The following is a 26,335-nucleotide window of genomic DNA, read 5'->3' on the forward strand; positions in this document are numbered from 1 at the left end:
GCTTAAAAACCACCCAGAAAAAGGTTTCGAAGCCAACAATTCCAGCAAGACATTCAGATGCATTTAAAGAAAATATCCTTATTCAATTACAAAAATTTCTCCGAAGCCAATTTCGAATTTGACAGCAAAATCAATTGTTTCGTTGGCAAAAACGGCATCGGAAAAACCAATGTATTGGATGCGATCTATCATTTGTCGTATGGAAAAAGTTATTTCAATCCGCTTGCTGTTCAAAACATCAAACACGGCGAAGAATTTTTCGTAATTGATGCCGAATTCGAAAAAAACGACAGAACCGAACAAATCGTTTGCAGTCTCAAAAAAGGTCAAAAAAAAATCCTGAAACGCAACGGAAAAGCCTACGATAAATTCTCAGACCATATCGGATTTATTCCGTTGGTCATTATCTCGCCAGCCGACACGGATTTAATTGTAGAAGGCAGCGAAACCAGAAGAAAATTTATGGACAGCGTGATTTCCCAATTGGACTCACAATATTTACAGCAACTCATTCAGTACCAAAAAATCATGAGTCAGCGCAACGCATTGCTAAAGTATTTTGCGCTGAACCACACTTATGATAACGATACCTTATCTATATATAATGAGCAGTTAACCGAATTTGGTCAATACATTTTTGAAAAAAGAAAAGCTTTCGTTGCAGAATTCATTCCTATTTTCAACTTTCACCACCACAACATTACCGGTTCGCAAGAATCTGTTCAGTTGATTTATGAAAGCCATTTATTCGAAAATGAATTATTGACGCTCTTACGGGAAAGCATCAACAAAGACCGTATCCTGCAATACACCAGCATGGGAATTCATAAAGACGATCTTTCCTTTGAAATAGACAATTATCCAATTAAAAAATTTGGTTCACAAGGTCAGCAAAAATCCTTCTTAATAGCGCTGAAACTAGCTCAATTCGAATTCCTAAAAAAACAAAGCGGAGTAAAACCCATTCTGCTTTTTGATGACATCTTCGATAAACTGGACGAAAACCGCGTTTCCAAAATTATCGAAATGGTCAACAACGACACTTTTGGGCAGCTTTTTATATCAGACACGCACCCCGAACGCACGGAAACAATCGTAAAATCGACATTGCAGAGTTACACGATTTTCAATTTGTGATTTAAGATTACTTAAAGATTCAAAAAGGCAAAAAATGCGTAATTTTACACAAATTATAATAATAACGTCCCAATGAAAATTAATTATTTCTATTTACTTGCCATCTGCTTAATTGTATTTTCCGGCAAAGGACAAACGTCGCCTCCTTTATACTGCGACGTAAAAGCATCACAAACCGTTAAAACAATTGATGTTGCCTCCTATTCAGAAAAAATAAAAGCAACTCCAAATGCTCAAATTCTAGATGTTCGCACACCCGAAGAATATGCATCGGGACATATCGAAAACTCAGATAATGTAAATTTCCTCAGTGATAGCTTTGTCTTAAGAACCGACAAATACGACAAAACAAAACCCGTTTTTGTGTATTGCAAAAGTGGCGGAAGGAGTGCTAAAGCGGCTGATAAATTAGCCGAATTGGGCTTTACAACCATCTATAATCTCGACGGAGGAATGCTAAAATGGGAAGCTGCAGGGTTGGCAAAACCAGACACCAAAATCATAGGTATTTGCAGTCAGGAATATTCCGAATTATTAAATACCGACAAAGAAGTACTGATAAGCTTTTACGCACCTTGGTGTGCTCCCTGCAAAAAAATGGAGCCTTATATACTGAAAATGCAAAAAGAGATGAATAACAAAGTGGTCATCATCCGATTAAATGCCGACGAAAACAAAACGATTATGCAGGAACTAAAAATCAGCGAACTGCCTACTTTGGTTTTGTATAAAAACAAAGCAATTACATGGCAAAAATCTGGATTCGTCAGTGAAGAAGATTTAAAAACCCAATTACAATAATCTGGCCTATGCTCTCAAAAGACACGCTGCAATTTCTCGAAGACTTAAAAGCCAATAACAATCGTGATTGGTTTCTCGAAAACAAAAAACGTTACGAAGCTGTAAAAAAAGACTACCATCAACTAGTGGGTTCTTTACTCGACACACTGAAACCGCTTGATTCCTCATTGGAAATGATGGAGGTCAAAAATTGTGTTTTCAGAATCAATCGTGACATTCGATTTTCCAAAGACAAATCACCTTATAAAACCAATTTAGGAATTTGGATTTCTCCGGGCTCCAAACACATTGAGGCTCCGGGTTATTATCTTCATATCGAAAACGAAAACTGTTTTGTTGGAGGCGGATTGTATTGTCCGCAACCGGATCAGCTTCAAAAAATCAGAAAAGAAATTCACTTTTTCTATGATGATTTGGTCGAAATTCTTAACGATAAAAAGTTCAAATCCATTTACGAAAGTTTAAGCAGGGACGAAAATTCAACCCTGAAAAATCCACCAAAAGGATACGATAAAGAAGACCCAGCTATTGAATTCTTGAAACTAAAAAGTTTTACTGCTATTCAAAAATTTGACACAAAACTGGCAACCCAAAAAGATTTTGTCTCGATAATCGCCGAAAAAATGATTGCCTTAAAACCATTTAATAATTTTATCGACAGAGCATTATCAGAATAATTTCAAAGCCAAACACTACTCATTAATTACAATTCCTTATGGAGATTTTGCATCATTTTTCTTTAAAAAACTACAACACTTTTGGCATTGAAGCCAAAGCCGAACAATTTGTCGCCGTCCACAGTGTAGCCGAATTAAAAAGCATTTTGGAACAAAATAAAAATCAAAAAAAATTCATCCTTGGCGGAGGGAGCAATATGCTTTTGACAAAAGATATCGAAGCGCTAGTAATCCATATTGATTTAAAAGGAAAAAAAATACTCAAAGAAGATGCCGATTATGTTTGGGTTGAAAGCCAAGCTGGCGAAAACTGGCATGAATTTGTGCTTTGGGCCATTGACCAAAACTTTGGCGGAATCGAAAATATGTCGCTTATTCCCGGTAATGTTGGTACAACACCCGTACAAAACATTGGCGCTTATGGAGTCGAAATGAAAGACACTTTTGTTTCCTGCGAAGCTATCAATATCGAGAGTCAGGAAATGAGAACTTTCACTAAAGAAGAATGTAATTTTGGATACCGAGAAAGTATTTTCAAAAACGAGGTCAAAGACCAATACATCATCACTTCTGCTGTTTTCAAACTAACGAAACAGAACCATAAAATAAACACTTCCTACGGAGACATTCTTGCTGAATTGACAAAAAACAACATCACAACTCCCACTCTAAAAGACGTGAGCAATGCCGTGATTGCTATTCGAAAAAGCAAATTACCCGATCCTGCAGAATTGGGAAACAGCGGTAGTTTTTTTAAAAACCCGATACTTTTAAAAACTGATTTTGAGAAAATCCACCAAAATTTCCCCGAAATGAGATTCTTTGACATTTCAGCAACCGAAGTCAAAGTTCCTGCAGGTTGGCTGATTGAACAAGCCGGATTAAAAGGAAAACGTTTTGGCGATGCCGGAATCCATAAAAACCAAGCATTAGTTTTAGTGAATTATGGTGGAGCTACAGGACAGGAAATTCTAGAAGTTTCCAAAACAGTACAGGATACGGTGTTCAATACGTTTGGCATCCATATTGAGGCAGAAGTTAACATCATATAGATTATAGAATTCCGATTGCAGAGCAAAAATTGAAAATAGCAGAAAAGAAATATCCAAATAAAAAAAGTAATTGCTTATTTACATAAATAATTTTCAATTGTTAATTACCTTTGCAATCGTTTTTAAAAGCCAAAAAAATACATGATGCTAACCTTTACTTTATACTTTTTTATTGCAATAATTGTCATTCAACTTTTTTATTATCTCGTTGTTTTTACAAAATTTTCTTTTGCCAGAACACAAGAAATTGAAGCGAAAAACATACCAATTTCCGTAATAGTTTGTGCCAAAAACGAAGAAGAAAACGTAATAAAATACATTCCTTTATTAGCTGAACAAAATTATCCGGACTTTGAAATTGTTTTGATTGACGATGCTTCCAGAGACAATACCCTGGAGATTTTTGAAGAATTTGAAAAACAATATCCAAATATTCGTTTGGTAAAAGTAAAAAACAATGAGGCTTTTTGGGGAAACAAAAAATATGCATTAACACTGGGAATTAAGGCTGCCAGAAAAGAACACCTTTTATTTATCGATGCCGACTGCTATCCTACTTCCAAAGATTGGATAACCGCCATGAGTTCTCGATTTACAAGACAAAGAACTATCATTTTGGGATATGGAGCTTATGAAAAAGCAGGTAATTCCTTTTTGAATAAAATAATCCGATACGAAACCTTACTTACCGCCATCCAATATTTTTCCTGGGCAAAAATTGGCAAACCTTATATGGGTGTTGGCCGTAATTTAGCATACAAAAAAGAAGAGTTTTTCAAAGTAAACGGTTTTATAGACCATATTCAGATTCGTTCTGGCGACGATGACTTATTCATTAACCAGGCAGCAAATTCAGACAATATCACTATCAGTTACAGCCCTGAAAGCTTCACTTACTCGGCTCCAAAATCGACTTTTAAAGATTGGTTTATCCAAAAAAGAAGACACGTTGCCACGGCCAAACATTACAAAGCTTTTGATAAAATACAATTAGGACTCTTTTTCAGCTCACAATTATTGTTTTTATTATTGCCAATTCCACTACTTATTTTTCAATTCCAATGGATTTTGGTTCTGAGCCTTATTGGGTTCCGATACTTGGTAACTTGGATTGTTGCCGGGTTTGCTGCCGGAAAATTAAAAGAAAAAGATGTGATGTATTGGTATCCTATTATAGAAATTATACTTATATTCACTCAAATTAATGTTTTTATAACCAACATCTTTTCAAAACCTGCACATTGGAAATAAACAAACAAATAGAAAAAGCAAAAAAAGGAAATCAAGTAGCCTTTACCTTTCTATTGGATTATTATTGGAATGAAGTGTACGGCTTCATGCTAAAACGAACCGAGAACGAAACTATCGCCGAAGACATAACCATTGAAACTTTTTCTAAAGCATTTGATAAAATAGCCTCGTACAACCCAGAATATCAATTCAATACCTGGCTGATTTCCATTGCAAAAAATGTACATATTGATTTAATTCGCAAAAAAAAATCAAGCCTTTTCATCGAAATAACTGATGAACAGGATCAAACTGCGTATAATGTTGCCGATACAACCCCATCGGCAGAGGATGTTTTGATTACAGAGCAAAATCTTTCGCAACTATTACAATTTATAAAGGAATTAAAACCTCATTACCAAGAAGTTATTCAGTTACGTTATTTCCAAGAGATGAGTTATCAGGAAATTGCCAATAAAATAGACGAACCTTTGAGCAACGTAAAAATAAAATTACTTCGTGCCAAAAAATTGCTTTCGGAAATCATCCAAAACAGACGATAATTTCTTTAACAACAACAAAAAAACACTTCTTCCTAAAAAATCTGATTCAATTATTGTTTAAAGACCTACTTTGTTAGTTTTTTTTCACGCAGATTTCGCAGACTTTCGCAGACTCTTGAATTCTCTTCATCCCAAGTTCGATTATTATTTTTTGGAGCAGAAAAATTAGGCTTTTTCAGCAGGCATTGTTACCGCTTTTCGTTGCAATCTTTTTATTTTTAAAGAAAAAACAAAAAGGATTTTCACTGCAAACGAAAGTTCACTGAACTCCTATGAAAATAAAACTATAGTGAAGTAATCGGGGCTAAAAAGAAAGATTTTGCCTTTTAATAATCATCCAAAAAAAACAGCAACAATTAAACTCTGTTAAAAAAACATCTTCCTAGAAAATATTTGTTAAATTACTACTACTTATCTAATAATTTTTCTTACATTTACTTATATCTATAATTTTTAACAATTGAATTAAAAACTACACACCTGTTATCCATAAAACATCATTATTCTAAACCAAAACCTAAAAATCATTTAAAAAAACACTTATGACTTGACTATTACTTAACCATTAAATCCATAAATCATGTCTAAATTAAACATCTACGAAAACAGCTGGACTAATCTTGTATTCGAAGACAGAAACAAAGAATACGGAGCCTATAATTTACGCCAGGAACACACCAAAACGTCTATTTTCGCACTCTTAACGGGAGTATTGCTTTTGGCCGTAGCCGCAAGCCTCCCGAAGATTTATAACTACCTGAATCCAGAACACCAAATCACAACTTTGACTCCAAAATTAGAACCGGCTACAATTGTGAATTTAGACACTTATGTTCCTCCTCCACCAGCGAGTCATGAAGAGGCAGCAATACCTCAAATTAAAGAACCAATTACCCAGGAACCAATTACCAGCCAACAGCTCATTAATCCGGAAGTTGTAACTTCAACCGCTGCAACTCCAATTGATATTGCTACCAACAACGAACTCAAAAACCTTCCAAACACTGGAACAACTGAGGCTACAGGATCAGGAGTTGGCACATCAAACTCAACAGGAACAGGTACTGGAACAAGTTCGCCTGGCATTACCGAAAGCACAATTGTATCGAGCGCTCTATTGGATAAATTACCTGAATTCCCTGGAGGAATCAATAAATTTTATTCTTATGTTGGCAATAATTTTGAAAAACCGGAACTGGATGGCGATTCAGCGATTCGTGTAAATGTCGCATTTGTTATTGAAAAAGATGGAAGCATGACAGACATTCGTGTATTGAAAGATCCTGGATATGGTTTAGGAAAAGAAGCCGTAAGAGTTCTGAAATCCCTAAAAACAAAATGGACTCCTGGAATGATTGACGGCAAAGCAGTTCGAACTGCTTATAACCTTCCAATCACCATTCAACCGAATTAGATTTTTACCCATATAAAACAGAAAGCCGAACTTCTAGGAGCTCGGCTTTTTTTATTATTTGCAACTATAATTACTTCTTGGTTGTAGTAGTTTTTGTGGCTGTTTTAGTTGTAGTAGCCTTAGTTGTGGTTTTAGTTGTTGTGGTTTTCTTTGCAACAGGCAAAGCCCCATTAATGATAGGCTTTTTCATATAAGCTTTATACAAACCGTCTTTCTCTGCTCTTGCTTTGGCTGTATCAGCTCTCAAGTTAGAATCTGGATGCGAACTCATCATTTGATCAATAAAGGAACTCTCAGCACTTTGACTCATTTTAGCCAATGTTCTAAACGCCGATTCCTCAGCATTTACATCATATCCATTTTTTTTCATGAATTCATAAGCAAACAAATCAGCTTCGGATTCTTGTTTTCTACTAAATTTACAATCAATAATCGCGCTACCAATTTTACCTAATTGACTATCAGTAACAGCAGCTACTTTATTAGATTGTGAAGCTGCGGCATCAATTAAAGCTTCTTTTTTATATGCTGCTTTCATCGCATCTCTTGAATCGTGATTATTTACGTGACCAATTTCGTGACCAATAACAGCGATTAATTCGTTATCGTCCATAATATCCATCAATCCCGAAAAAACACGTACACTACCATCAGCTGTAGCAAAAGCATTGACATCTTTAGTCAAATAGACTTTATAATTTAAGGTATAAGTATCCCCTTTAGTGTATTTCCCAAAAACTCGTGCCAATCGAATAGCGTAAGGATCTGTTGGTTCTGCCACTTTATTTTCGGTATCCATTTTATCAACCGCAGCTTTGGACAAAGCAGCCGCATCCGCATCGGTAATAGTAAATCCCGTTATTCCTTTTTGAACAGCACCTAATGCTCTTTCCCCAAGATTAATTTGAGCCTGAGCCACAGAAAATCCAAAAAGGACAGCCGAAGCGCTTAAAAATAATGATTTTGTGTTCATCTTTTATTATATTTAATTTTATACTACAAATATACTGCAACTGCTAAACAACAAAAACACCTTTTTAGTATAATCTTAAAAAAAAATTAACACTAAAAAACGCTAAGTCAATCTATAAAAAAACAACTCTTTAAGTCAAAAAACAACTTGATAATCATCTAAGTTTTATCAAAATTCATAATTAGGGAACTCAAATTCTAAAACTACATTCCTTATCTTTGCATTCTGAATAAATGAAATATGGAAACTGCTTTAGACAATACACTCCCTGTGGGAAAGCCAAAATGGCTAAAAGTAAAACTACCTATTGGACAAAAATATACTGAACTTCGCGGTTTAGTTGACAAATATAGCCTTAATACAATCTGTACTTCTGGGAGCTGCCCAAATATGGGAGAATGTTGGGGGGAAGGTACGGCAACATTTATGATTTTAGGAAATGTATGTACCCGTTCCTGCGGTTTTTGTGGTGTAAAAACCGGAAGGCCAGAAACTGTCGATTGGGACGAGCCTGAGAAAGTGGCCCGTTCAATAAAAATTATGAATATCAAGCATGCCGTAATCACTAGTGTGGACAGGGATGATTTGAAAGATGGAGGTTCTATTATATGGGGAGAAACTGTAAAAGCTATCCGTAGAATGAATCCAAACACAACTTTGGAAACTCTAATTCCAGATTTTCAAGGCATCGAAAGAAACATCGACCGTATCGTAGAGGCCAATCCTGAAGTGGTTTCTCACAATATGGAAACCGTTCGAAGACTCACTCGAGAAGTACGCATTCAAGCCAAGTACGACAGAAGTTTGGAAGTTTTAAGATACTTGAAAGAAAAAGGGATTAACAGAACTAAGTCGGGAATTATGCTTGGTCTTGGTGAAAAAGAAGAAGAAGTTTTTCAAACTATGCGCGATTTATATGCTGCAAATGTAGACATTGTGACCATCGGTCAATATTTACAGCCAACTAAAAAACACCTTCCTGTAAAAGAATTCATCACTCCGGATCAATTCAAAAAATATGAAGCATTCGGTCTGGAATTAGGATTCCGTCATGTAGAAAGTGGAGCATTGGTTCGATCTTCATATAAAGCACAAAAACACATTTTATAACAAAGTTTAATCGTTTAATTGCCAAACCGGTTAGACGATTAAACGGTTAAACAAATAAACGAAAAATTGAAAACAAGAATTGCCATCAATGGTTTTGGAAGAATCGGACGAAATTTATTTCGATTGCTTTTGGACCACCCCTCTATTGAAGTAGTCGCCATAAATGACATTGCCGATAAAAAAACAATGGCTCATTTAGTTAAATACGACAGCATTCACGGTGTTTTGCCTTTTGCGGTAAGCAACGATGAAAAAGGAATTATTGTTGACGGAAAGCATTTTTTGTTTTTCCACGAAAAAAATATTTCAAATTTAGACTGGAAAAGTGTTGACATCGATTTTGTTATAGAATCTACTGGCAAGTTCAAAACTTTTGAAGAGATAAACAACCATATTTTGGCTGGAGCCAAAAGAGTAATTCTCTCAGCTCCATCTGAAGTTGACACGATAAAAACTGTGGTTTTGGGCGTTAATGAATCTATTCTTGATGGAACCGAAACTATTGTATCCAATGCCAGCTGTACTACCAATAATGCAGCGCCAATGATCAAAGTAATTGAAGAACTTTGCGGAATCGAGCAAGCCTACATCACAACAATTCACTCTTTTACAACAGATCAAAGCTTACACGATCAACCCCATAAAGATTTACGCAGAGCTAGAGGCGCAAGCCAATCTATTGTCCCAACGACAACGGGTGCAGCAAAGGCCTTAACAAAAATCTTTACTTCATTAGACGGCAAAATGGGTGGTTGCGGAATTAGGGTACCCGTTCCTGATGGTTCCCTTACGGACATAACCTTCAACGTAAAAAAAATTGTCACGATAGAGGAAATAAACAACGCTTTTAAATTGGCGTCAGAAACCAATTTGAAGGGAATTTTAGAATATACAGATGACCCTATTGTGTCAATTGATGTAATTGGAAATAAAAATTCATGTATATTTGATTCTCAACTTACTTCTGTAATCGACAAAATGGTAAAAGTTGTAGGTTGGTACGATAACGAAATTGGATATTCATCAAGGCTTATAGATCTGATTTTGTTATTAAAAAAATAACAAAAAACAGCCCCAATCATGAAATACTTTTTATTATTTACTGTTTTTTTTCATTCTCTACTCTATTGCCAAATTGAAAAAAAGGCGGACAGTATCGCCTATTATTCAATATCTGCAAGCGAGAATATCAAAAACAATAATTATAAAAAAGCTTTATCATTAACTCAAAAAGCTATCGATTTCAGTAAAAAAAATAACGATTCTGAAAACGAGGCTATCCAAACATACAACTTAGGTAAAATTTATTTTGATCTAAATCTTCATAATGATGCAATCGAATTATTAGGCAAAAGCATTAAGTTATTCAACACCGTTTCCAATGCCCCTGATAATAAAGTAGCAAATGCCTATTACTATTTAAGTTTGTCCTATACGGAGAAAAAAAATTACCCCCTTGCCGAAATCTGTATTTTCAATGCCGAAAAAATTAAAAAAGAATTAAACATTGACGACAAGACGGATTTAATTAATTTACAAAAAGGGATTCTCGCAAAAATAAAAGGTGACAACGACTTGGCTTCAAACCTATTCAACAACATTATTTCAAAACCAAACAGTGACATTCTAACCTACCCAAAAGCCGAAGCCTTTTACCAAATTGGAACAATTGAAGCTACCAACAAAAGGTATAATTTGGCTTTGAATTACTTTAACCGAGCCTTAGAATTAAATCTAAGAACTAAAAGCACGATTCAAAAGTCTAATATTTTATTAGCCCTAAGTACCGTTTACGACAAATTGCTTGACAAATCTAATGCCTTTGCCTACTTAAAAAAACATTTGAATGTAAAAGAAAGCATCGTTCTAGCCAATGAAGAAAAACTAGGCATAAACGACTATGAAGTATTCAAGGAATCCCAACGGAAACAAGAAGAATTATTACTCGAGAAAGAAAATAAAGAAAAAGAAAAAGCTGATAAATTTTCAAAACTAATAAGCATTTTAGCCATTGCAATCATATCTGTTTTATCCCTTTTGAGCTTATCTCTTTACAAAAACAATATCATTCGTAACCAAACCAATGCATTATTAAGAGAAAAAAACAATGAATTGATTGCTGCGAAAAACAAGGCAGAAGAAGCTTCCAAAGCAAGGTCTGAATTTCTTTCCACTGTAAGCCACGAACTTAGAACACCACTGAACGCCATCAACGGAATTACCCACCTTTTATTGGAAGAAAAACCAAAAAAATCACAGATGCATTATTTGTCCTCTTTAAAATTTTCGGGCAACTATTTGACCACCTTCATCAATGATATTTTGGAAATAAACAAAATTGAATCTAACAAACTCGAAATTGAATATATTAATTTCAATATCAAACAGTTATTGGGAGACATTCAAAACTCTCTAAAAGAAATTGCAACGATAAACAATAATAAATTTATTCTCAAGGTTGATCCATCCATACCCGAAAATTTAATCGGAGACCCTACAAAACTGTCTCAAATTTTCATGAATTTAATCAACAATGCACTCAAATTCACCAATAACGGAACTGTTATTGTAGCTGCACGATTAAGAAACTACCAAAATGAAAACGCCACAATATTTTTTCAAATTGTCGACACGGGTATTGGAATTCCAGAAGATAAATTAAAAACTGTATTCGAAAGTTTTTCGCAGGGATCGGTTGAAATCAACAGAAAATTTGGAGGCACCGGACTAGGATTAACAATCGTAAAAAAACTGGTTCGCATTTTAGGAGGCCATATCCGACTTAAAAGTATTGTTGGAGAAGGTTCTACTTTTTCTTTTGAATTGAACTTCAAAGTGGACAGCAAACCGATGTTTAAAAAAGTTACTACCAAAAATTACAATCCAGAAATCTTTAAGAACAAAAAAATACTTGTGGTTGAAGACAATAAAATCAACCAGATGATTACCAAAAAAATGCTGGTAAACAAAGGTATGGATTGCACTATTCTGGACAATGGGGAAGACGCAATCGAAATATTGAAAGACGATACATTCGACCTGGTATTAATGGATGTTCATTTATTGGGAATAAATGGTACTATCGCGACACAACAAATCAGGGAGTTTGACAACATAACCCCAATTCTCGCCCTTACAGCAATTTCATTAAATGAAAACAGAGAAATGTTACTCTCATTTGGCATGACAGATGTGATTACAAAACCATTTGTCGCCGAAGATTTTTATGACACTATTGCCCAAAATTTAATCATTTCCTAATTTCTCGCTATCAACTCACTGATTAGCTTACGCAAATGAGGCTCAGCACCTTTGGCCGCTTCCAAAACCTCATCGTGCGAAATGGTTTCTATACTTTCCTCATCGCCCATATCAGTAATGATGGAAACACCAAAGGTTTCTAAATCCATGTGTCGTGCCACAATCACCTCAGGAACGGTTGACATTCCCACGCAATCAGCACCCATAATCTTAACCATTCTGTATTCTGCCAAAGTTTCAAATGTTGGTCCCTGCAAGCCTAAATAAACGCCCTCATGAACCTCAATATTAAACTCATGGGCAATCTCTTTTGCCTTTGCAATCATTTCAACGGAATATGGCTGACTCATATTTACGAATCTTGGTCCAAAACGTTCATCATTTTTTCCTCGCAAAGGATGTTCCGGCATAAAATTGATATGATCTTTGATAATCATGATTGAACCCACTTTGAAATTTGGATTCACACCTCCCGAAGCATTCGAAACAATTAATTTTTGAATACCCAAATACTTCATCACACGTACCGGAAAAGTAACTTCCTTCATGGAATACCCTTCATAATAATGAAAGCGTCCTTGCATGGCAACCACTTTTTTACTACCAATGGTCCCAAAAACCAACGCCCCTTTATGTCCTTGAACTGTCGAAACGGGAAAATTTGGAATTTCCTCATAAGGCAACCTAAATTCAATCGCAATATCATTGGTAAAACCTCCCAATCCGGAGCCTAAAATCACCCCAAATTCCGGCGTAAAATCTATTTTGTTTTTTATATAACTAACTGTTTCTTGTACTTTGTCCCACATAACTTAAAATATTTTTATCAAAATCATCTCCATCTGAAAGGAACGAACTTTTTATTGGCAAAAAATAAAGCTGTTCACTTAATATACTTCCTTTCAATCGGACATAATCTTTTTCTGTTGTTACAATAACCTTGCCGCCTGCTTTTTTCTTAATTTCTTCTAGTTCGCTTTCGCTAAAATTATGATGATCAGGAAAAGTCAGACATTCGTCATTTTCCTTTTTCAAATGTGTAAAAAATGATTCAGGCTTCGCTATTCCTGCCAAAAGTATCTTATCCATCTTTTTTACTTCGGCAACATTTATGGTTTTTTCATTAGAATAAACCACACCATCATACTCAATAAAGGTAAAAAACAAAGTTTGATTAGAAGCCAGATTCAGTTGTTTTTTTATAGAATTTTGCTCCCCCAAGGAAAGATTTGAAGGACATTTTGTAACCACAACAATATTAGCTCTTTGCACACCACTCCTGCTTTCTCTTAAATTTCCTGTAGGCAGCATAAAATCGTTACAATACAAATCTCCATAAGACGTAAGAAGAATATAAAATCCTGCGTTTACCTTTCTGTGCTGAAAAGTGTCATCCAATAAAATAATTTCGGGAGGATTTGAATTCAACAACAATTTTTCGATTCCATTCTTTCTATTGGCATCTACGGCAACCTGAATATTTCTGAATTTTTGATAAAATTGGAATGGTTCATCCCCCAATTGCAATGCATCAGAACTTGAATCGGCCAAAACAAAACCTTCGGATTGTCTTTTATATCCCCTGCTCAATGTCGCAACTTTGTATTTATCTGAAAGCAACCGAATCAAATATTCAATTTGAGGTGTTTTTCCTGTTCCGCCCACGCTGAGATTTCCCACAGCAATAACAGGTAAATCAAAAGAAAATGATTTCAAAATTCTTGCATCGAAAAGCAAATTGCGGATATTGGTAATTAAGCCATACAAAATGGCAAATGGAAATAATATTTTTCGCAGTAAATTCATAAATTATTTATCAAAATAATGCCCCATTGCGGAAACCACAAAAACAGTTACAATTTCAGCTTCTACTCGATAAACAATTCGGTCTTTTTTATTGATTCTCCTTGACCAATACCCTTCCAAATTATACTTTAATTCTTCGGGCTGACCTTCTCCTGAAAAGGGACTTTCAGTAAGTTCTAAAAGTATTTTTTCAATTTTTTTTATAGTAGATTTGTTCCCCGATTTATAATGAGCCTTCAAGTTTTTACGGGCGACATCTTCAAATTCTACAAAATACTTCCCCATATATCATCAGGATTTAACCTTGTTGTATTTCCTTTTTTAATGTTAGCTTCAGCTTTTTTTATTTTGGCAACAAAATCAGTGCTATAAGGGCTTTTCTTCTCTGATTCGCTATCGCTCGTATCGGTTTTTTTTATTTTTTTAGAATCCGTTTCAATAATCTCAATACCTTCAACGTTTTTAAAAAAAGTCTCCGACATTGCCATAAATGCCTTTCCTGCTTTTGTGCGCTCGTTAATTTTTATGGTTATTGTAGTCATGACTATTGATTTAATTCACAAATGTACAAAATATCACGGTTTTTATTTGGTAAAAAAAAGCATGCTTGGGAAACAATATTTTTCGCAGTAAATTCATTTTACGAAAGTTTAATATTTTATCTTTGAACGGAAATTATTAAAAACAAACTGATAGCAACTTTTTAGATAAATTTCAAACATTTTGTGTTATTAGTTTATAAAAATACAGCAAACAAATATCCTGAAAAGATTAAAAAATGAGTACAATAAAAGAAATTCTTTCAGTTCTTGAAACAATGGCTCCATTAGCTTACGCCGAAGATTTTGACAATGTTGGTTTAATAATTGGGGACGAAAATGCAAAAGCAACCGGAATTTTGGTTTGCCACGATGCCTTGGAAAATGTAATTAACGAAGCCATCACAAAAAAATGCAACTTGGTAGTGTCTTTCCACCCAATTTTATTTGATGGAATAAAAAAAATAACAGGAAAAAATTATGTAGAACGAGCACTTCTAAAAGCAATCAAAAATGACATTGCCATCTACGCCGTACATACTGCCTTAGACAATCACCCGGAAGGTGTAAACAAAATATTTTGCGAAACCCTAGGCCTTGTGAAAACTGAGATTTTGATTCCAAAACAAAATCATATCCGAAAATTAGTTACTTATACCATCCGTGACAATGCCGAAAAAGTTCGAAATGCTTTATTTGAAGCAGGAGCGGGAAGCATTGGGAATTATGACAAATGCAGTTTCAACTCAGAGGGTACTTTTACGTATCAAGGAAACGAAAAAAGCGAACCCACTATTGGTGAACGAGGCGTGCTTTCTAGAGGAACCGAGGTTAAAATTGAGGTTGTTTACGCCAAGCATTTGGAAGCCAAAATAATAAAAGCATTGAGAGAAAACCATATCTACGAAGAAGTTGCCACCGAAATCTACAATATGAAGAACACTTTTAAACATATTGGTTTGGGAATGATCGGAGAACTCGAAGAACCAATGGATGAAAAGGATTTTCTACAATTTGCAAAAGACAAAATGGGTGCCAACGGAATTCGTCACTCGGCCTTTACAGGAAAAAAAGTAAAAAAAGTGGCCGTCTTGGGAGGTTCTGGAAGTTTTGCCATTAAAAATGCAATTCAGGCCGGAGCCGACGTTTATTTGACTTCTGATTTGAAATACCATCAATATTACGAGGCAGAAAATCAACTTTTATTGGCAGATATCGGACATTTTGAAAGTGAGCGTTATACAAAAGAGTATATTGTTGATTATCTTAGAAAAAAAATTCCTAATTTTGCAATCATTTTATCGGAAGAAAATACAAATCCAGTTAAGTACTTATAGAATATGGCGAATACGAAAGAATTAAGTGTTGAGGACAAGTTAAGAGCAATTTACGATTTACAGCTAATTGACTCTAGAATTGACGAAATCAGAAACGTTAGAGGAGAACTTCCTTTAGAAGTTGAAGATTTAGAAGATGAAGTTGCAGGTTTAAGCACTCGTTCAGAGAAATTGAAAGGCGAACTCGAAGTAATCGAAAACCTTATCAAAGAGAAAAAAAATGCAATTGACGAACACAAAGAAGCTGTCAAAAAATACACCAAACAACAAGAAAGCGTTCGTAACAACCGCGAATTCAACTCTTTGACAAAAGAAGTAGAGTTTCAGGAATTGGAAATTCAATTGGCCGAAAAGCAAATCAAAGAAATGAAAGCTTCTATAGAGCACAAAAAAGAAATGATTGCTACTTCAAAAGAAAAATTAGAAGCTAAATTGGCTCACTTAAAACATAAAAAATCAGAACTTGATGCTATCATGTCTGAAACTCAAAAAGAGGAGACATTCTTAACTGAGAAATCAGCTGAATTCGAAGCATTGATTGAAGATCGCTTATTAGCTGCCTACAAAAGAATCAGAAGCAGTGTTCGCAACGGACTAGCAGTTGTTTCTATCGAAAGAGGAGCATCCGCAGGATCATTTTTCACAATTCCACCACAAACACAAGTAGAAATCGCATCAAGAAAGAAAATCTTAATCGATGAACACTCAGGAAGAATTTTGGTTGACACCGTTCTAGCTCAGGAAGAAAGAGAAAAAATGGAACAATTATTTGCAACATTCTAATACAAATTAAGTCCCGATTTATCGGGACTTTTTTATCCCCCCTATTTTGAACCTTAAAAAAAGCATACGATTCTTGGTTGCCAAATCTGTTGGGCAATACATAAACCTGCTCCATTTTGTGCACCCAAAAAAAGCAGTGCATTTATCCTATGCGCTTTTTACCAATCCAAGAGTAGGTAAAATACAAAAGGAAAACCTTCCTGCAATTTTACAAAACACCGTTAAAGAAACGTTCCAACACAACGAGCATTATTTCCAGACCTACACCTGGGAAGGAAACGAGACTAAAATCCTATTGGTTCACGGCTGGGAAAGCAATTCGGCACGCTGGGAAAAAACACTACCCTATCTCCAAAAATCAGGAAGTACAATCATCGCTATAGATGCACCGGCACACGGACAAAGTAGCGGAAAAGAATTCAACGTACCGCGTTATGCCGAATTTATCAACAAAGCGGTAAAAAAATACAATCCAAGTATTATCATTGGCCATTCCATAGGTGGTTCGGCTTGTATTTATCACCAATATTTACACCCAGAAACTAGCATTGAAAAAATGATAATTCTAGGCGCTCCGTCTGATTTAAAGACACTCCTCGATAATTATATCCAAATGTTGAGCCTAAACCGAAAAATGTTTCGTCTTTTGGAAAAACGCTATCTGGAAAATTTCAATTTCAAACTGGACAATTTCTCGGGTGAAGCATTTGCACAGCACATCAAAATAGATGGAATCATCGCTCACGACACTACAGACTCCGTTGTTTCCTACCAAGAAGGCCAAAAAATAGCGAATGGCTGGAAAAAAGGAAAATTCATTACAACCAACGATTTGGGACATTCTATGCACGATGATAATTTATACCAAGAAATCTATCGTTTTTTATTTGAAGCCAAAAAATAGGCTTATTTGTAAACATGGGTTCCCGCTTTCCGTTTCAATCTTTTGTACCGAACCCCGGCACAAAAGGATTTCCACTTCAATCGGGGCTAAAATGGAAAAATTGGTTCTTTTTCAGCTAGCATTAAATGCAAAATCTAAGTTTCTTAGGATCTCAGAAACTTAGAATCTTAGAATCTAAAAAAATACTACTTTTGCAATATGGAAGAAAATCTAAAACGCCTCAACAAATTCATAGCCGAAACCGGTTATTGTTCCCGTCGTGAAGCCGACAAATTCATAGAAGAAGGTCGGGTAACCATCAATGGTGCCGTACCAGAACTCGGAACAAAAGTAGCACCAGAGGACGAAGTGCGTATAGATGGAAAATTAATTCGTGAAAAAACGGAAAAACCCATATATCTGGCTTTTCATAAACCAGTTGGAATAGAATGCACCACAAATCTTGATGTTCGCAATAATATTGTGGATTACATCAATTATCCTAAACGCATTTTCCCCATCGGACGCTTAGACAAAGCCAGTGAAGGCTTGATTTTCATGACAAATGATGGAGATATAGTAAACAAAATATTGCGCGCCCGAAACAATCACGAAAAAGAATACACTGTAACGGTAAACAAACCTATAACCGATCGTTTTATAGAGCGAATGGGAAATGGCGTGCCTATTTTGGACACCGTAACCCGAAAATGCAAAGTAGAGCAAATCAGTAAATACATCTTCAAAATCATTTTGACACAAGGATTGAATCGTCAAATCCGCAGAATGTGCGAATATTTAGGCTACGAAGTTACCGCCTTGAAACGCATCCGAATCATTAATATTTCACTGGATATTCCTGTAGGACGCTACCGTGATTTAACCGATGCCGAAATAAAAGAACTCAATCAACTTATCGAGCCTTCGAGCAAAACCGAGGAAGCCAGCTTACCAAAAGCAGAAACTCCAAAACGAAGAACTGAATTCATCAAAAGAGACGATCCAAGATTTAAGAAAAGAGGGGATTATTAAATCCCTTTTTTATAGAATGGTAAATTGTAATAAAACTAAACCACCTACAGTGAAAGTACAAGGTGGCTTAGTTTAAAGTTTGGCTGAGAGGATTATTATATTTTTTTAAGTATTGCAGTGTTTTTCACTGTATCAATATGGGGAATATAATTCCTTGAATTAATCATTGTTTCAAGTTCTGATTCACTCAATACTTTTCCATTCTCATCTTTCCAAATCATTGAATTAGGAATCTTAATTGTTGTTCCTTTTTTTTCTTGCTTAACATCTAAACTTGGAGCTGATAATATTTCTGAAAGTTTGTTATTTAAATCTTCACCACGTAAATTTCGACCAATCACAAAACCATTTCTATCAATAAGAATATTTTCAGGAATTGTGTTTATATGATACAACAAAGCGGCTTTATTACTACTCCTTCCTTTCAAATCACTTACATGTTCCCAATTCAATCCGTCTTTTTGAATTGCTTTGAGCCAACTATCTTTATTGTCGTCTAATGAAACGGCAAAAATTTCAAACCCACTCGATTTAAATTTATTATACGTATTGACAAGATTGGGATTTTCCGCGCGACAAGGCGAACACCACGAAGCCCAAAACTCAAGCAACACAACTTTTCCGTTGAGATCTGAAAGCTTTTTTTCTATCTCATTTTGATTCTTCATAGAAAAATCTCTATATTTTTCTCCAATCTCGATTGCTTTTAAGTCATTTAAATCCAATAACAAACTAGAAATTCTTTTACCGTATTCAGACTTTTTATTTTCATCAGACATCTTCGAAAATAGTTCTGTAGATTTTTTCTTTCCAAAGACAGATGCCATAATAGAAAGGTTATGAGCACTCAAAATAGAATTGGGATTATTTTGAATAAATTTCATTTCATTTTCAACAATTTCTTCATAGGTTTTAAGAGCTCTCATTTCCTTTCTAAGTACTCCTACTAAACTATCTGTTTTAGAACCAGTAATAACAGCATTACTAAAACTGTTTTCTGTAGAGTTGAATGTCATGGTATTTCTTTCTAGCCAGATTGTTTTAGTACCTAAATTTCTGTTAAAAAGAACAGTTTGGATTGGAAATACACCTATTTTAGTTTTAAACAAAAAAGTATTATTCTTGACAACAGATGAATCCATTTTTTTTTCTGTCAATGAATTTACTAATAACAATACCGTTCCGTCGGCTATATCTTTCGTTTTTCCATGTAGTGAAAATTTAGAGTTATTTTGACTAAAACAAGAGATCGATACTATTGTAAAGAGGAATGATAATGTTTTTTTCATAGCTACAATTATATTAATTTAAAATCTGAATTATACATAATGACTATTTTTTTTCAGGTGCTTTTTGTTGTGTTTTTTGCTCTAGTTTTAGTTCCGGTTTTTGTTCTGGCTTTTGTACCGGTTTTTCTTCTTCCAATTTCACTCCAAACTTCTTGAATTTATATGTTATCGAGAACATTCCGTAACGTTTTAAAACGGTGTTTTGCGCATCAACAATAGAGGTTGCTGATATGGTTCGTGTGGCACTTTGATTTTGGTTCAAAATATCATACACTTTAAATTTGAAAATCCATTGATCCTCTTTGCTTTTGTAGGACAAACTGGTATTCCACAAATAGAAATCTTTTTTGAAACCTCCCGAAATATTCGAACTGTAGTTGTATCCAAAATCATTCCCCAAAACCCATTGTTTATAGAAATAATTCGTCGCCTCTATCTTGAATTCGTGTTCTCTGTTGGATGTTTCGTCAATTCTATAATTGTTATAATCTGTTTTTCTAATTGTAAAATAGTATGTAGGGCGCAGTGTAAAAAATTCTCCGTAATCATACGAGAAAGAAAATCCTGGGGTGACACTTTTTATCTCCGCCGAATATAACCTAGCATTGGTAAATCCTTGTTGAAAACCATATCCTGTATTCAAATCCAAACCGTATTTATAGGTATTCAGTCCTTTTTTTATGGTTTTATTCCAATTCCCACCTAGGCTAAGATTATAATTTCCTGAAATATTAACATAGGTCGTTTTTTGTTTTCCATTTGCATCATAAATCGAAGTGGTAGCAATACCGCTGTCTGAATAACTACCATTAGAATAAATGGAATAACTTGAAAGACCTGCGGTATTCTGACTTCTTAAACTAACACTGGCATAGTGACTTTTCCCTATGTCCAAATTATTATTTCCAACAACCGTATTCAAAGGATTGGAAAGATTTTCGACTGGCAAAAGCTGTTGAGCGGTGGGTAAAGAATACGAACGATTGTAATAGCCGTTAATACTCTTTGATTTTGTAATATTATAATTAAAATTCAAACTCCCTTCCGGCAAAGCATAGTTTTTTGACAAATTGGTATTGGTATCTAAATAATTTGAAAAATTATCTGTTTCTACAAAATACGTCCCTAGCGAAACCCTAAAATAGCCTTTCTTTTTACGGAGCATTAATCCGGCACTAGGTGAAAACCGAGATGATTTCGATTCAAAATAATTTGACAACAATTCATTCCTATCCGAATACTTACCCGCTGCAGTATCAAAATCAAAAGTATTGTTATCATCTTTCCCTTTGGCCCAATTTGTCATTGTCCCAACAAAAACAGACAAAGAATCGGTAATAGGCTCCGTATATTGAAGATTAAAAGAAAGATTATCATTGGTTCTTTTCGCCAACACATTTTGGTTCCGAATATCATCTGGAGTTGCGTTTTGATAAAACAAAGTTGCCGAATTATTTATCGAATTGGATTCACTTATCGAATTATTATTTTGCAAATAAGCGCTAAAATACCTTCCTTTTTTCTTAAAGCCTTTAAAAAAACCCATAAAATTATTAAAATTTCCCGATTCGCTATGAGAATTAACTTTGGAACTGTTCTCATTCATCAAATTATTGTTATCGTCCCGTGAGGCAGCCTGATAGGCAGAACTACTATTCGTTGTTGTTTTTGCAAAACGCGGAGCTAGATAAATATTTGTTTTGTCATCTATTTTATATTGAAATTCGCCATTAAAATCATGCCCTTCAGTCAATTGGTTGCTCTTACTTTCTGATTCGGTGAAAATGTTTCCTGTTGGCAAAAAGTCTGCTCTGGATGTTTTGTTTTTATTTTCATTGTCCAAATTCTTATAGTTGTAAGCGGTGTGTGCACTTAATTTTTTTGTCCATTCGTCATCATAATTCAATCCCGCTGTTGTTGAACGGGTTATCCCTGTTGGAGCAGAATTACCATTCCCATAAGAAATACGTGGCCCCGAAATATTTCGGCCACCACCCATATTATCAAAAACATCATCCATAGAGAATCCTGTCGCATTGATATTGTTAGACGAAACAATTGCAGTAACACGGCGTTTGTTTTTGAAATAACTGGCAATTCCACTGGTTTCATAACGATCATTGGTACCATAGCCACCCATGAATTTTCCAAAAACTCCTTTGTTTTTATCTTCCTTCAAAACAAAATTGATAGTCGAACTATTAGAAGTCGATTCTTGCTTGGTCATTTCTTCTTCCTTGGTTTTGGTGTTCGAAACCTGTACTTTTTTTACCATGTCTGCAGATAAATTCTGAAGCGCAATTTTCCCGTCTTCGCTAAAAAACGGTTTTCCGTTAACCAATATTTTGTCAACAGCTTTTCCGTTGATGGTGATATTCTTATTCCCATCAATTTGTGCTCCGGGCAATTGCCGAATCAAAGCTTCGATATTCGCATCTGGGCGCACCTTGAACGAGGATGCGTTAAATTCCAAAGTGTCTTTCTTGATTTTGACTGGAGGCGCATCGCTTTTCACGACCACTTCCGAAAGTTGAATTTGCTTTTTTGAAAGAGGCAAAACGTTAAAATCTCTATTTTCAGTAGCCGAATTTTCCTTGATTTTAAGATTTTCGTAACCAGTGGCAGATGTTTTCAAGAAAAAAGGAACAGTTATCTTTTTGGTTTCAAACTTGAAAATTCCATTTTTATCCGAAACTGTATAACTTATTATAGCAGAATCTTTTACTGTCGTAAGATAAACGGTTGCGTCTTCGATTGGAGCTGAAGTTTCCTTGTCGATGAGTTTTCCCTTGAGCATTATTTTGCTTTGAGCATTAGCTAAAAGACTAAAAAAGCACGTTATTATCAGTAAGTAGATTTTATTCATGATTATAATTTATTTCGTTTTACGTGCCTTATCTGTTCATTTTTAAAAATGCTATTTTCCTGTGTACGAACACAAAACATTGGCTTTTTAATTATTTTTTGAAAAAGAAAGCTACACATTGGCAATAGCATAACAAGCAAAAGAAAGGTTTTTTCCATAATAGTTTACCGTTTGAGGATTGGTTTTTTTGTAAGTTTTTTTTAATAATTTTCAAACATAGTCATAAACAAAACATAAATATTACAACAAAACGTTAAAATCTGTGTAAAATTAATATGACATTATTTAACATTTCATTCAGAAATGGACGAATTGTGGACTTTTGAAAATAATTCAATAATATTATGAAGCAAATGTAAATACACTATTGCTAGGAAATCCTGCACTTCTTGAATTTGGTAATATCTATCTTGAATCAAACAAAAGGCAATAAAAGCTAACACAGTATTATTTAACATTTAACTCAGAAATAAGCAAATTGCAGACTATTAGAAATTAATTTTGTCAAAACTCTAATTATTATAAAATTGATAAACACTCGTTTTATCGGCATCAAGATTAACACTATTACCGATGGTTAAAAGACAGTTGGAATTATTCTTCAAAGTTCCTGACAAAATGCTGATTCGTTTTTTAACAGGAACATATAATTTTGTTTTATCAAGTTGTATTAGCAACTTTGTCAAACTTTCTCCTTCAAAGTAAATTTCAGATTCTTTGGCTAGTATGGAAATAGAAGTAATCTTCTTAAAATTAGAATTCAATTGAGCCTTATTCAAATTAACACGCAAACTATCGGTTTGAAATTCATTTAACCGAACTACTGAGTTTTCCTTAGCACGGATACTTTTTACATTTTGACAATAAATATCCGGTACAATAAAAAAATACCCCCCTTTTGTTGACTGCTTTCGTTGAGATGCTCTTTTTTAACCGAATAAACAAAAAGGGTATCATTACGAACCAAGAATGGCGCAAAGTTGGGAACCGAATTTTTCAAATAGTTTTGGATTATTTTGTTTTGGGGTCCATTTTTCAAAATAAAATTGGCTCCTGTCTCTGCAACCACGACCGAAAACGGTTGCAACGGCTTTTCTTGAGTCAGGAAACCACCCTTATGCTCAGTACCCCTATAGTATTTTGCTCCTACAAAAAGCAGGGTAATTCCACTAAAAAGAAAAATTAAAAAAGAAATAAATATATAGTTACTTGTCTTCATGATCATTGTTTTTTATTACTGATAATAATTCGTTTAAATCGGCGCTATTGAGTTTAAGTAATTTTACTTTAAGTAGAAAATCAGGCAAATCCTGACTGAAAAAATTAGATTTTTCATTCTCCTTTATAAGGTCCAAAGCTTTTTCAGAGATAAAAAAACCGACGCCTCTTTTGTTGTCAAAAATGCCTGCATCTTGCAAATTGGCATAAGCACGCATGACTGTATTGTGATTCACCTCAAATTCGGCTGCCAAATCCCGAACCGATGCCACCCGGTCTCCCTGCTTCAATTCACCTTCTAAAATTTGCCGACAGAGAGCATCTACTATTTGGAGGTAAATCCCTTTTGTTGATTTAAAATCCATACTATGCCTCTCTTTCTTTTAATTTAAAATAAGCAATAGCTAAAAAGAACATCCAAGAAAATAGCGAAAATAATAAAGCGAACATTTGACTGCTATCTAAATGTTCTGTAATAACAAAATCTCTTAATATTATACCAAAACCATGATTTTCAGGATAAAAAATATGGGAGAGCAATATCACAAATAAAACTGAAGTTCCCCATAAAACCACTGAGACAATCACAGTTTTAATTAATGCATAACGCTTAAAATAGGTAGTGCCCGCAAAAAGATAAATACCATAAGACAAAAACCCGAAAATCATAAAAAGTATCTTCCAAATATCATCAAGTTCATTTTTATAATTGCTTACCAAAAAGCGAAACTCAAAATAGGGAATTAATGAAAGATCCAATCCTGATTCGCCTGGAGTCAAAGATGCTTTTGCCAAACGGATAACAATCCAGAATATTCCCAACGCTATAGGTACAAAAAGACCGATTCTAAGCAAAAACTGAACCATCAATTTTTCAAAACTGGAACCCGGACAAAGTAAATAATTACTGGTCTTGATTTGATTGCTTAAATCAGGAAATGCTGTTCCAACTACAACCCCAACTGCCATCATATAAAAAATAAAACACACCATATAATTCCTACTTACACCACCTTCATATTGAATCATACTATTTTTAGCTGAATTAAGAAACCAATATGATAATAGATAAGTTATGAATGCTAATCCAATAATAGTCAGAAGGTATTTGGTTTTATTAATTAGCAAATCTTGCTTCAATAAATGGCTAAATCTTTTTATATTAAAATAGTTATTAAATGACATGGCTTTCGGATTTTAGGGTTACTTTATTGATTATGGCATTAAAAAGTAGTTCGATGTCTATTTCGGTTTCTTCGAGTTCGTCAGCTCCCATTAAGATACGATGTCCACCAAGACATTTCTCCTGATAAATAGGCGTTTCAATACCAGATAAACTATTAACAGTTTTAAATTGCCATTGCTGACTGATGTCAAAAACCGTTTCATTAAAAACAATTTTTCCTTCATCGAGCACCACAATTTTATCGATTATGGTTTCAATATCTTTTACCTGATGAGTCGAAATAAGAACCAATTGTTCTTCTGTGACAGAACTGACTAGAACTTTTCGGAACAAACTTTTAGATGGAATATCCAAACCATTTGTTGGTTCATCCAAAATCAACAAACTGCAATTTGTGGATAAAGCGAAGGCGATGAGGAATTTTTTGCGCTGTCCGTGTGAGAGTCCGTTCAGATTACTTTTAAGATTTAATTCAAATTCCTTCAGGATTTTATCCATTTTATCATAATCGAATTTTGGGTACAAAGGCGCGGTTGCCTTTATATACAGCCCAATGGTTATGGAGGGAAACAAAAACTCTTCGGAAACCATATAAATATCGGCTAGAAAATCTGGCAATCGATCAAATGGTTTAAAGCTGTTGATTCTTAATTCTCCCAATTGTGGTTTTAGCAGCCCCGAAATTAACTTAAGAAAAGTTGATTTGCCTGCTCCATTTTTACCAAGCAATCCTACAATACTGCCGTTTTCCTGCTGAAAGGACAAATCAGTAAACAAAGCGTCTTGCTTTCGGTACTGAAAATTTAAGTGTTGGATGTTAATCATAGTATGGTTTTTTAGTGTACTAGTTAAGTAGTACACAAATAAAGCAAATAATAATGTAATAAACAATCATTTTTAGAAAAATTATTTTACAACTATCTAAAAGCCTGAATTTGATTGCGAGTTTTTTGTTTTTTTTAACCTCTCAACAATCCCCAAACTTCTCATACTGATGGAGGAAGCATCTCCTCAAGTAGCTCCGCAATCTAAGTAAAAAAATGAATTACGTTGTCGAATTGTATTGTTGAGATTCCTCCTCCGTCGGAATGACAATATTAGGCTCAGGCATTGAGCGACATGACTACTTGAGTGCTTTTATATTCCTTTTTTTGAAAAAACGAATCCCATTAAACGCA

Annotated in this window: 26 protein-coding genes; 14 read left to right on the top strand and 12 right to left on the bottom strand. The window is 34.6% G+C overall.

What is annotated here, in order from left to right:
- Positions 1–57: 57 nt before the first annotated feature.
- The 7 genes from recF to EM308_RS00140 all read left to right on the top strand — a co-directional run bounded on the left by recF (position 58) and on the right by EM308_RS00140 (position 6,874).
- Positions 58–1,137 (top strand): DNA replication/repair protein RecF, encoded by a 1,080-nt coding sequence (recF, locus tag EM308_RS00110; RefSeq protein ID WP_035640938.1) that lies wholly within the window; start codon positions 58–60, stop codon positions 1,135–1,137.
- A gap of 72 nt (positions 1,138–1,209) precedes the next feature.
- Positions 1,210–1,938 (top strand): thioredoxin domain-containing protein, encoded by a 729-nt coding sequence (locus tag EM308_RS00115; RefSeq protein ID WP_035640935.1) that lies wholly within the window; start codon positions 1,210–1,212, stop codon positions 1,936–1,938.
- 8 nt (positions 1,939–1,946) lie between these two features.
- Positions 1,947–2,615, top strand: a complete 669-nt coding sequence (locus tag EM308_RS00120) for a DUF2461 domain-containing protein (protein WP_035640932.1) — start codon at positions 1,947–1,949, stop codon at positions 2,613–2,615.
- A 38-nt stretch (positions 2,616–2,653) separates the two neighbouring features.
- The gene (murB, locus tag EM308_RS00125) at positions 2,654–3,667 is read left to right on the top strand and encodes a UDP-N-acetylmuramate dehydrogenase (RefSeq protein WP_035640930.1); all 1,014 of its coding nucleotides are present in this window, start codon (positions 2,654–2,656) and stop codon (positions 3,665–3,667) included.
- Between the two features lie 144 nt (positions 3,668–3,811).
- A complete protein-coding gene (locus EM308_RS00130; RefSeq protein WP_035640945.1) occupies positions 3,812–4,918 on the top strand; it encodes a glycosyltransferase in 1,107 nt (368 codons plus the stop codon).
- The gene (locus tag EM308_RS00135) at positions 4,909–5,460 is read left to right on the top strand and encodes an RNA polymerase sigma factor (protein WP_035640927.1); all 552 of its coding nucleotides are present in this window, start codon (positions 4,909–4,911) and stop codon (positions 5,458–5,460) included. Before EM308_RS00130 ends, EM308_RS00135 begins: the two co-directional genes overlap by 10 nt.
- 580 nt (positions 5,461–6,040) lie before the next feature.
- A complete protein-coding gene (locus EM308_RS00140; protein ID WP_035640922.1) occupies positions 6,041–6,874 on the top strand; it encodes an energy transducer TonB in 834 nt (277 codons plus the stop codon).
- Positions 6,875–6,944: 70 nt separating this feature from the next.
- On the opposite strand, the gene EM308_RS00145 is transcribed toward EM308_RS00140, so the two are convergent.
- Positions 6,945–7,847, bottom strand: a complete 903-nt coding sequence (locus EM308_RS00145) for a M48 family metalloprotease (protein ID WP_035640918.1) — start codon at positions 7,845–7,847, stop codon at positions 6,945–6,947.
- Between the two features lie 240 nt (positions 7,848–8,087).
- On the opposite strand from EM308_RS00145, the gene lipA reads away from it, so the two are divergent.
- The 3 genes from lipA to EM308_RS00160 all read left to right on the top strand — a co-directional run bounded on the left by lipA (position 8,088) and on the right by EM308_RS00160 (position 12,218).
- Entirely contained in the window at positions 8,088–8,957 is an 870-nt protein-coding gene (gene lipA, locus EM308_RS00150; protein ID WP_035640916.1) for a lipoyl synthase, read from the top strand.
- Between the two features lie 66 nt (positions 8,958–9,023).
- Complete coding sequence (gap, locus tag EM308_RS00155) at positions 9,024–10,019, top strand: type I glyceraldehyde-3-phosphate dehydrogenase (protein ID WP_035640913.1); 996 nt, start codon at positions 9,024–9,026, stop codon at positions 10,017–10,019.
- Positions 10,020–10,037: 18 nt separating this feature from the next.
- The gene (locus EM308_RS00160; protein ID WP_035640910.1) at positions 10,038–12,218 is read left to right on the top strand and encodes a tetratricopeptide repeat-containing hybrid sensor histidine kinase/response regulator; all 2,181 of its coding nucleotides are present in this window, start codon (positions 10,038–10,040) and stop codon (positions 12,216–12,218) included.
- Here the strand turns inward: EM308_RS00160 and EM308_RS00165 are convergent.
- From EM308_RS00165 to EM308_RS00180, 4 genes are read right to left on the bottom strand one after another with little or no spacing between them, the layout of a single operon-like run.
- Positions 12,215–13,027 carry a purine-nucleoside phosphorylase gene (locus EM308_RS00165; protein ID WP_035640907.1) on the bottom strand — a complete coding sequence of 271 codons (813 nt, stop codon included), beginning with the start codon at positions 13,025–13,027 and terminating at the stop codon, positions 12,215–12,217. The genes EM308_RS00160 and EM308_RS00165 overlap by 4 nt on opposite strands.
- Positions 12,999–14,024, bottom strand: a complete 1,026-nt coding sequence (gene lpxK / locus EM308_RS00170; protein WP_035640905.1) for a tetraacyldisaccharide 4'-kinase — start codon at positions 14,022–14,024, stop codon at positions 12,999–13,001. The genes EM308_RS00165 and lpxK overlap by 29 nt, the downstream gene beginning before the upstream one ends.
- 3 nt (positions 14,025–14,027) lie before the next feature.
- On the bottom strand, positions 14,028–14,309 hold the full coding sequence (locus EM308_RS00175) for a Txe/YoeB family addiction module toxin (protein WP_035640903.1): 282 nt from the start codon (positions 14,307–14,309) through the stop codon (positions 14,028–14,030).
- Positions 14,291–14,566, bottom strand: a complete 276-nt coding sequence (locus tag EM308_RS00180) for a DUF2683 family protein (RefSeq protein ID WP_035640901.1) — start codon at positions 14,564–14,566, stop codon at positions 14,291–14,293. Before EM308_RS00180 ends, EM308_RS00175 begins: the two co-directional genes overlap by 19 nt.
- A 236-nt stretch (positions 14,567–14,802) precedes the next feature.
- Between EM308_RS00180 and EM308_RS00185 the strand changes: the two genes are divergently transcribed.
- The 4 genes from EM308_RS00185 (at position 14,803) to rluF (ending at position 18,598) form a co-directional block, all read left to right on the top strand.
- On the top strand, positions 14,803–15,900 hold the full coding sequence (locus tag EM308_RS00185) for a Nif3-like dinuclear metal center hexameric protein (protein WP_035640898.1): 1,098 nt from the start codon (positions 14,803–14,805) through the stop codon (positions 15,898–15,900).
- A gap of 3 nt (positions 15,901–15,903) precedes the next feature.
- Positions 15,904–16,683 (top strand): zinc ribbon domain-containing protein, encoded by a 780-nt coding sequence (locus EM308_RS00190; protein ID WP_035640895.1) that lies wholly within the window; start codon positions 15,904–15,906, stop codon positions 16,681–16,683.
- Positions 16,684–16,729: 46 nt separating this feature from the next.
- The gene (locus EM308_RS00195; RefSeq protein WP_035640892.1) at positions 16,730–17,587 is read left to right on the top strand and encodes an alpha/beta fold hydrolase; all 858 of its coding nucleotides are present in this window, start codon (positions 16,730–16,732) and stop codon (positions 17,585–17,587) included.
- A 198-nt stretch (positions 17,588–17,785) separates the two neighbouring features.
- Positions 17,786–18,598 carry a 23S rRNA pseudouridine(2604) synthase RluF gene (rluF, locus tag EM308_RS00200; RefSeq protein ID WP_035640889.1) on the top strand — a complete coding sequence of 271 codons (813 nt, stop codon included), beginning with the start codon at positions 17,786–17,788 and terminating at the stop codon, positions 18,596–18,598.
- 95 nt (positions 18,599–18,693) lie between these two features.
- Here the strand turns inward: rluF and EM308_RS00205 are convergent, their stop codons facing one another.
- The 7 genes from EM308_RS00205 to EM308_RS00235 form a co-directional block, all read right to left on the bottom strand.
- Positions 18,694–19,887 carry a TlpA disulfide reductase family protein gene (locus EM308_RS00205; protein ID WP_051877919.1) on the bottom strand — a complete coding sequence of 398 codons (1,194 nt, stop codon included), beginning with the start codon at positions 19,885–19,887 and terminating at the stop codon, positions 18,694–18,696.
- 43 nt (positions 19,888–19,930) lie between these two features.
- Entirely contained in the window at positions 19,931–22,684 is a 2,754-nt protein-coding gene (locus EM308_RS00210; protein ID WP_051877918.1) for an outer membrane beta-barrel protein, read from the bottom strand.
- Between the two features lie 581 nt (positions 22,685–23,265).
- Complete coding sequence (locus EM308_RS00215) at positions 23,266–23,544, bottom strand: hypothetical protein (protein ID WP_231926274.1); 279 nt, start codon at positions 23,542–23,544, stop codon at positions 23,266–23,268.
- Positions 23,545–23,603: 59 nt separating this feature from the next.
- Entirely contained in the window at positions 23,604–23,972 is a 369-nt protein-coding gene (locus EM308_RS00220) for a hypothetical protein (RefSeq protein ID WP_035640885.1), read from the bottom strand.
- The gene (locus EM308_RS00225; protein WP_035640883.1) at positions 23,959–24,336 is read right to left on the bottom strand and encodes a GntR family transcriptional regulator; all 378 of its coding nucleotides are present in this window, start codon (positions 24,334–24,336) and stop codon (positions 23,959–23,961) included. The genes EM308_RS00220 and EM308_RS00225 overlap by 14 nt, the downstream gene beginning before the upstream one ends.
- A 1-nt stretch (position 24,337) precedes the next feature.
- Positions 24,338–25,156, bottom strand: coding sequence for a hypothetical protein (locus EM308_RS00230; RefSeq protein WP_156101393.1), 819 nt, complete (start codon positions 25,154–25,156; stop codon positions 24,338–24,340).
- Entirely contained in the window at positions 25,146–25,982 is an 837-nt protein-coding gene (locus tag EM308_RS00235; protein ID WP_035640876.1) for an ABC transporter ATP-binding protein, read from the bottom strand. The genes EM308_RS00230 and EM308_RS00235 overlap by 11 nt, the downstream gene beginning before the upstream one ends.
- Positions 25,983–26,335 lie beyond the last annotated feature (353 nt).

Origin of the sequence: Flavobacterium gilvum (assembly GCF_001761465.1) — a bacterium.
Lineage (GTDB): Bacteria > Bacteroidota > Bacteroidia > Flavobacteriales > Flavobacteriaceae > Flavobacterium > Flavobacterium gilvum.

Coding starts and splice junctions, on each gene's coding strand:
- recF (WP_035640938.1), top strand. CDS start 58: ATGCATTTAAAGAAAATATCCTTATTCAATTACAAAAATTTCTCCGAA.
- EM308_RS00115 (WP_035640935.1), top strand. CDS start 1,210: ATGAAAATTAATTATTTCTATTTACTTGCCATCTGCTTAATTGTATTT.
- EM308_RS00120 (WP_035640932.1), top strand. CDS start 1,947: ATGCTCTCAAAAGACACGCTGCAATTTCTCGAAGACTTAAAAGCCAAT.
- murB (WP_035640930.1), top strand. CDS start 2,654: ATGGAGATTTTGCATCATTTTTCTTTAAAAAACTACAACACTTTTGGC.
- EM308_RS00130 (WP_035640945.1), top strand. CDS start 3,812: ATGCTAACCTTTACTTTATACTTTTTTATTGCAATAATTGTCATTCAA.
- EM308_RS00140 (WP_035640922.1), top strand. CDS start 6,041: ATGTCTAAATTAAACATCTACGAAAACAGCTGGACTAATCTTGTATTC.
- EM308_RS00145 (WP_035640918.1), bottom strand. CDS start 7,847: ATGAACACAAAATCATTATTTTTAAGCGCTTCGGCTGTCCTTTTTGGA.
- lipA (WP_035640916.1), top strand. CDS start 8,088: ATGGAAACTGCTTTAGACAATACACTCCCTGTGGGAAAGCCAAAATGG.
- EM308_RS00160 (WP_035640910.1), top strand. CDS start 10,038: ATGAAATACTTTTTATTATTTACTGTTTTTTTTCATTCTCTACTCTAT.
- EM308_RS00165 (WP_035640907.1), bottom strand. CDS start 13,027: ATGTGGGACAAAGTACAAGAAACAGTTAGTTATATAAAAAACAAAATA.
- lpxK (WP_035640905.1), bottom strand. CDS start 14,024: ATGAATTTACTGCGAAAAATATTATTTCCATTTGCCATTTTGTATGGC.
- EM308_RS00175 (WP_035640903.1), bottom strand. CDS start 14,309: ATGGGGAAGTATTTTGTAGAATTTGAAGATGTCGCCCGTAAAAACTTG.
- EM308_RS00180 (WP_035640901.1), bottom strand. CDS start 14,566: ATGACTACAATAACCATAAAAATTAACGAGCGCACAAAAGCAGGAAAG.
- EM308_RS00185 (WP_035640898.1), top strand. CDS start 14,803: ATGAGTACAATAAAAGAAATTCTTTCAGTTCTTGAAACAATGGCTCCA.
- EM308_RS00190 (WP_035640895.1), top strand. CDS start 15,904: ATGGCGAATACGAAAGAATTAAGTGTTGAGGACAAGTTAAGAGCAATT.
- rluF (WP_035640889.1), top strand. CDS start 17,786: ATGGAAGAAAATCTAAAACGCCTCAACAAATTCATAGCCGAAACCGGT.
- EM308_RS00205 (WP_051877919.1), bottom strand. CDS start 19,887: ATGAAAAAAACATTATCATTCCTCTTTACAATAGTATCGATCTCTTGT.
- EM308_RS00210 (WP_051877918.1), bottom strand. CDS start 22,684: ATGCTCAAGGGAAAACTCATCGACAAGGAAACTTCAGCTCCAATCGAA.
- EM308_RS00220 (WP_035640885.1), bottom strand. CDS start 23,972: ATGAAGACAAGTAACTATATATTTATTTCTTTTTTAATTTTTCTTTTT.
- EM308_RS00225 (WP_035640883.1), bottom strand. CDS start 24,336: ATGGATTTTAAATCAACAAAAGGGATTTACCTCCAAATAGTAGATGCT.
- EM308_RS00230 (WP_156101393.1), bottom strand. CDS start 25,156: ATGTCATTTAATAACTATTTTAATATAAAAAGATTTAGCCATTTATTG.
- EM308_RS00235 (WP_035640876.1), bottom strand. CDS start 25,982: ATGATTAACATCCAACACTTAAATTTTCAGTACCGAAAGCAAGACGCT.